This is a genomic window from uncultured Sulfitobacter sp. (assembly GCF_947500075.1).
Lineage (GTDB): Bacteria > Pseudomonadota > Alphaproteobacteria > Rhodobacterales > Rhodobacteraceae > Sulfitobacter.
On the sequence record NZ_CANMQS010000013.1, the window covers coordinates 42884 to 49185 of the forward strand.

General features: G+C 63.0%; 3 protein-coding genes. 2 read left to right on the forward strand and 1 reads right to left on the reverse strand.

What is annotated here, in order from left to right:
• Nucleotides 1-185 precede the first annotated feature (185 nt).
• Together Q1A91_RS22820 and Q1A91_RS22825 are read left to right on the forward strand one after the other, a co-directional pair.
• Nucleotides 186-449, forward strand: coding sequence for a hypothetical protein (locus tag Q1A91_RS22820; protein ID WP_299882999.1), 264 nt, complete (start codon nt 186-188; stop codon nt 447-449).
• A gap of 89 nt (nt 450-538) precedes the next feature.
• Nucleotides 539-2491, forward strand: coding sequence for an acyltransferase family protein (locus Q1A91_RS22825; protein ID WP_299883001.1), 1953 nt, complete (start codon nt 539-541; stop codon nt 2489-2491).
• A 15-nt stretch (nt 2492-2506) separates the two neighbouring features.
• Here the strand turns inward: Q1A91_RS22825 and Q1A91_RS22830 are convergent, their stop codons facing one another.
• Nucleotides 2507-6157, reverse strand: a complete 3651-nt coding sequence (locus Q1A91_RS22830; protein WP_299883002.1) for a LamG-like jellyroll fold domain-containing protein — start codon at nt 6155-6157, stop codon at nt 2507-2509.
• Nucleotides 6158-6302: the final 145 nt, after the last annotated feature.

Consider the following 6302-nt stretch of genomic DNA (forward strand, 5'->3'; position numbering starts at 1 on the left):
GTTTGGCAGCCATAAACTGCCACGCTGTCAGGAAGGGATGCGCCCGCCCAGGGTCTGGCGCTGCACGGCTCACGCCCCCCCGTTGCCCCCCGCCCGCACGCTCCCCCAGACCAGCCTTAACGCCCATGGGGTAAGCCTCCTCCCCTCTGCCCGCACCCTGCGGGATCCTTGCAAGGAGACTTTAGATGTCTGATGATTTTTCTTCCCATACCACCGGCCTGACTTCGCCCGCGCGCGCAGCCGAGGCGATTACCCCCAGTGATGGCGCGCCGCTGGCCGACGCCGTGCGCGCGCTCTATGTGGGCGGCGCTGGCGCCATCCGGGTGCGTATGGTGTCCGGTGATGTGGTGGATTTCGCCAATGCACAAAGCGGCATGGTCTATCCGCTGCGCGTCGATCAGGTGATGGCCACCGGCACCTCGGCCACGGGGATCGTGGGGCTGCGCTGAGGCCCCTTAAGGTTTCGTTAACCAAACTTTCCTAACCCTTGTCGCGGCCCCGTTGCGCCGGGCCGTGACACGCCGGGCTATGGGGGCAGATGCACTACCGCGCTGAAATAGACGGGCTGCGGGCGGTGGCGGTGCTGCCGGTGATTGCCTTTCACGCAGGGTTCACCCTGTTCTCGGGCGGTTTTGCCGGGGTCGATGTCTTCTTTGTCCTCTCGGGCTATCTGATCACCGCGATCCTCTTGGGCGCTTTGGCGCAAGATCGCTATTCCCTCACGGACTTCTACATCCGCCGCGCCCGGCGTTTGCTGCCTGCGCTTACCGTGGTGGTGCTGGCATCTGTGCCCTTTGCCTGGCTGTGGATGGGCCCTGCGGCGTTTGAGGGTTTTGCCCGGTCACTGATGGCGGTGGGGCTGTTTTCATCCAACATCCTGTTCTGGCAGGAGGGCGGCTATTTCGCCACCGCCGCCGAGGCCAAGCCGCTCCTGCACACATGGTCACTGGCGGTGGAGGAGCAATACTACCTGCTGTTCCCGCCGCTGCTGGCGCTGCTCTGGCACCGCGCGCGGCGGCATCTCATTGTCTGCATCACCCTGCTGGCGGTGGCCAGTTTCGCGCTGGCCGTCCTCACCGTCGGCGCGCGGCCCGAAGCGGCGTTCTATCTGGCCCCGACCCGCGCCTGGGAGCTGCTGGCCGGATCGCTGGCCGCGCTGGTGGCGCGGCATCATCCCGGTGCCCCGCGTGACGGGCTGGCCGCGATTGGCCTTGCCATGATCCTTGCGGCCTTGCTGTTGTATGATGCGCAGACCCCGTTTCCCTCCACCTGGACGCTGCTGCCCGTTGCGGGCACCGTGCTGGTGATCCGCTACGCGCAGGCGGGCACGCGCACGGCGGCACTGCTGGCGTGCCGTCCCCTCGTAGGCATCGGGCTGATCAGCTACAGCGCCTATCTGTGGCACCAGCCGCTTTTTGCCTTTGCCCGGCTGCGCAGTCTGGATGCGCCGGCACCCTGGCTGATGGCGGGGCTGGCGGGGGCGGCCTTGGCGCTGGCCTGGGTCACATGGCGGTTTGTCGAACAGCCCTTTCGCAGGCCCGGCCCGGCGCCGGTCTTGCGCATCTCAGGTGGCGTGCTGGCGGGTTTCATCGCGCTGGGTCTGGTGCTGCCACAGATGGACCGCGGCTTGCCCGACGGCCTTGGACCCACCCCCCAGATGGCGCGTGATGCGCATCCCTGCGCGCTGCACACCCGCGTTACCCAAGACCAGATCACCACCTGCCTGACCCATGCGCGGGCGCGGCCCAAAGTGGTGCTGATCGGGGATTCCCACGCTATGGCCCTCTCTGCCGCGCTGCGCCGCGCCCTGGCGGGGGAGGGCATTGTCCTGATCAGTTTCGCCCATGTCGGCTGCTACCCGATCCCCGGCACCACGCGGGTGCCGCCCGCGCGGCAGACGGGCTGCCACAGCCTGCGCGCGCAGGCTTGGGACACGCTGACCACATTGGAAGGAACACCCGTGCTGGTCTTCGCCCGCTGGACGCTGGCGCTGCAAGGCACGCGGTTTGACAATGGCGAAGGCGGGCAGGAGCACGGGGAGGCGGTGCGCATGGCGGTGACCGGGCAGGGGGATCTGGCGGATCATACCCGCGCCACGCTGGAAAAGCGGGCGATGGATCACCCCGTCACCCTGCTGGGCCCCTTTCCCGAAGCCGGCTGGCATGTGCCGGAACGGCTGGCGAAGATGGTGCTGTTCGGCGGGGGGGCGGCCCCGGTGCTCTCAACCTCGCTGGCGGTTCAGCAGGCGCGCAGCGCCCCTGCGCGCGCGATGATGGCGCAGCTTGAGGGGCGCGGTGTGACGGTGGTGCCGCTGGCTCCGCTCTTTTGCGACCGCCAGATCGCGGGGCGCTGTGTGAATGCCTATCGGGACAAGCTGTTCTACACCGATGATGACCACCCCTCGGCCCATGCGGCAGGGATCATCGCCCGTGCCGCTGTGGCGGCTCTGCGGGCGGGGCAGGAGGGGCGGCGGCTGGCCGCCCGTCCTTGAGTTGGAGGGGCGTGATCAGACCTGCAGCAACGGGTCAAGCACCAGACCGTTGTCCGACATCGCGTCGATCTGACCCTGCGCCCAGGCCTGTTCAAAGCTGCTGGCGGTCTCAAAGCCGGCCATCGGCGCATTCTCCGCGTCTTCTGCATCGGCAAGATCGGCAAACAGCGGGCTCAGCGCGCTGGCAGTGGCAGAGGCGGTCGCAAGCGCGATTTCCTCGGCCGTGGCCGGACGGGTGACCTGTAGATTGTCGATCACCCCTGCGGCACTGTCATGCCAGGGATCGCCAATGATGAAGTCGCGTTTATGCGCATCAGCAGTACGCCCGCTGTGGGATTTCGACGCCATGACCTCGCCATCCACAAGGATCTGGGCCACGCCTTTGTCGCTGTCATAGGTGACGTTGATCCGGTGCCAGTCGGTATCGTCCAGCACCCCGGCTTCGGTGCGCATGCGCACTGTGCCTTCGTCGGTGATCAGTTTCAGCCGCAGCCCGCCATCGGCGCGCATGTTCAGATCCAGCACCTTTTGCTGGTTCAGCAAACCGCCATCACCGCCATTTTCGTCCCGGCGGAAGTCAAAGCCGATGTCGAAGGTCTCCAGCCCGAAAAGCTGGGTGGCGCTGTTGTCGATGCGGAAGGTGGTGTTGCCGCCGATCTGGAAGCCGTCGCCCTCCTTGCCATCGGTAAAGCCCGCGCCATTGGTGCGGTCGTTGATCTGGCTGTCATAGCCGGATGTGTCCGCGCCACCGTCCGAGAAATCCACATCCAGCAGGCTGTGGATGTGCGGGTCCTGCGGGGCGGGGGCCGGTTCCGGATCGGGCGTGGCGGCGGGCGCATCCGCCACCGGGGCAGGCTCGGCTGCCGGTTCGGGAATGTCGGGCATCGCATCCTCTATCCCCGGTGCCTCGGCATAGACACCGGCCACCTCGGGTGCCGGATCAGGCAGGGTGATCTTGAGATTGTCGACCACCGCAGGCAGGCCGTCACCCCAGGGGTCGCCCACGACAAAATCCCAGTATTTTGCATCCGCGGTGCGCCCGGTGAGCGCGGCAGAGGCGAGGCTGTTGCCGTCCATAAGGAGCTCCACCTGACCCTTGTCACCGTCATAGACAAGGTTGATCTTGTGCCAGTCGGTGTCGCTCAGCAGCCCTGCGTCCGTGCGCAGATTAACAGACCCCTCGTCAGTGGTCAGTGACAGGGTGAAGCCGCCATCCGTGCGCACCGCCAGATCCATGATGGTATGCTGGTTGAGCAGGCCCCCATGGGCATCGGCTGTGTCTTTGCGGAGATCAAAGGCAATGTTGAAGGCATCCAGCCCGAAAAGCTGGGCGCTGGAATTGTCGATGTTGAACCTTGCATCTGTCCCCAACTGGAAACCGTCACCGTCTTTGCCAGTGGTAAAACCGGCACCTGCGGTGTCATCCTTGATCTGTGAATTGTAAGAAGACGCGTCCTTGCCCCCGTCCGAGAAATCCACATCCAGCAGGACATTGGGTTGGGCCTCCGGCTCTGGCTGCGGCGTTTCTTCAAGGGGCGGGGCCGCGACCTCTGCGTTTTCGTCGACATCCTCAAAGCTCATGCCGACTGCGCCGCCCAGCATGATGACATGCCCGTCAGGTTCTTTGATGACGGTGACACCTTCGTCGATTGTGGTGGGGGTGGGCGTAGGGGTGGCATCATGTGGCAGGCTCATGGAGACGCTTTCGAACACGCCCGTGGCGTCATCGCCCCAGGGGCGGCCCAGTTGTACCCCCCATGACAGCGGCCCGGTGGTTGCACCGGTTGCCGCGCCACTGGCCATGGTCACACCGTCAACCATCAGCGTCAGCGTGCCTGCGACGCCGTCATAGCGCACGCCGATGTCCTGCCAGTCGGTGGTGTTCATCACACCTGCTTCGGTGGTGATCTTGAAATCGCCATCCGAGGTGCGCAGCCAGAACGACAGCGCGCCGTCGTTTTCGATGTCCAGTTTGAAGACGGTGTGCATGCCCAGCAGACCACCGTCTTTCATCGCATCGGTCTGTTTGAACCGCAGGTCGATGTTGAAAGCTTCACGGCCAAAAAGCTGGGTGTTTTCACGGCCCAGGCTCAGGGCCGTGTTGGGGTTCAGATAGAAGCCCTTGTCCTCGGCCGTGTCGACGAACGCCTGTGCGTCGCTGCCGGTGACCTGCGCTTCAATCCCGCGTGTGGTAATGTCTTCGGCCCCATTGGCAAAGTCGAAGGCGAAGAGATAGGGATCGTCGATCTCGATGCGGCGGGTGGTGCTGGCGCTGGTGCCATCAGCCTGGGTGATGACCAGCGTCACATCGTGCAAGCCAGATGTTTCGAAGATATGGGTGATGGTGGTGCCCTGGATCACGCTGCCATCCGCAAAATGCCAGGCGACGCTGGCGCCTTCCGGCAAGGCGCTGGCGCTGGCGTCCAGCTCGCGGGCCAGGGCGTTTTCGGTGAGCTTGGTTGTGGCGATGATCGGCCCCAGATCGCTCAACCCTTCTCCTGAGAGCGAACTCATCGGCGCGCCGGCGGTGCCCCACAGCGGGCTGTCCGTGCGGATCTGAAGATCGCCAAGGCCGGTGTCGCCCTGACCTGACAGGTTCACGATGTGGTTGTTCACATACATCGGGTCCATGGTGTTGTCATAGACCAGCACGGTGTTGCCGGCTTCAGTGATCTGGCCCAGGTAAGCGGTGCCGATATTGTCCGTCCCGACAACATTGAGGGAATCGGTCACATGATAGCGCGGCTCGGTCGGGAAGATCTCGGAGCCGTCATCGTGGAACAAATACGCAGCTTCACTTTTCAAAAGTGTGTTCGACTGGATGACCAGACCATCTGTATGGCCTACAGCAATGCCGTGAGGTGCGCTGTTGTGAATAACGTTCTCACGAATGACGATATTCTTGAAATATCCATTTTCGGGGTCATTCCCCAGGCCAAAATCTTCGTTCCTGATGAAAATGCTTTGTGACAGGGCGCCATCGCCGGCATCCAGCAAGTTTCCTGAGATCAACACGTTTTCAGTAACCGATTTGGCGTTCTTACCCCAAATCTGGATCATGTCAGAATGGTTGATGGATTGGGTGCTGCCCAAAAAGTTGTGAAAGTGGTTGTCGATGATGTCCACGTTGCGGAAACCCGCACCCTGGATGCCGTCCCCCTGCAATTGGCTGATGTCATTGTTTGCAATGACCATTCCATCCACTTCGAGAACACCAATGGCGGTGCTGAAATTGGAAATTGTATTGTCGGACACTGTAAGGTTGGTGGAATCGCGCAAGAGCATTGCACTGTTGGCGTGGGTCGCGCCGTTTGTTTTACTGAGAAATTCTTCCGCCACACCGGTCATCGTATTGCCGGTCAGGGTGATGTTGTCTGACCCGCTGACATAGACCGACTGCGGATTGCCCGCTTCCTTGCCCTGAATATGCAGGTTGCTGATCGTCACATGCGAACTGTCACGCAGATCCACACTGTCCACCACCGGCGGTGCACTCGGATCAGCCGCCGTGATCGTCACCGGTCCACCTGCACTGCCCAGATCGCGTGCGCTGATCTGATAGGGGCCACCTGATGCTTCCAGCGCGATGGTGCCGCCACCCAGCTCGTCAATCCGGCTCAGAATATCCGTCAGCTCGGCGTTTGAGCGCACAGTAAAGGTTGTCATCGGGTATGCTCCTGCATTCAACTTGCCTACAATTCCACGTGTTACCTCCCACCCTCACCCGGCCGCCTGCACGGGGGCAGGCGGTCAGAGGAGTGAGTTTACAAGCCTTCTCAGTGCCTTTTCTTCGTGGTTCTGATTTGGTCGA

Coding starts and splice junctions, on each gene's coding strand:
- Q1A91_RS22825 (WP_299883001.1), top strand. CDS start 539: ATGCACTACCGCGCTGAAATAGACGGGCTGCGGGCGGTGGCGGTGCTG.
- Q1A91_RS22820 (WP_299882999.1), top strand. CDS start 186: ATGTCTGATGATTTTTCTTCCCATACCACCGGCCTGACTTCGCCCGCG.
- Q1A91_RS22830 (WP_299883002.1), bottom strand. CDS start 6,157: ATGACAACCTTTACTGTGCGCTCAAACGCCGAGCTGACGGATATTCTG.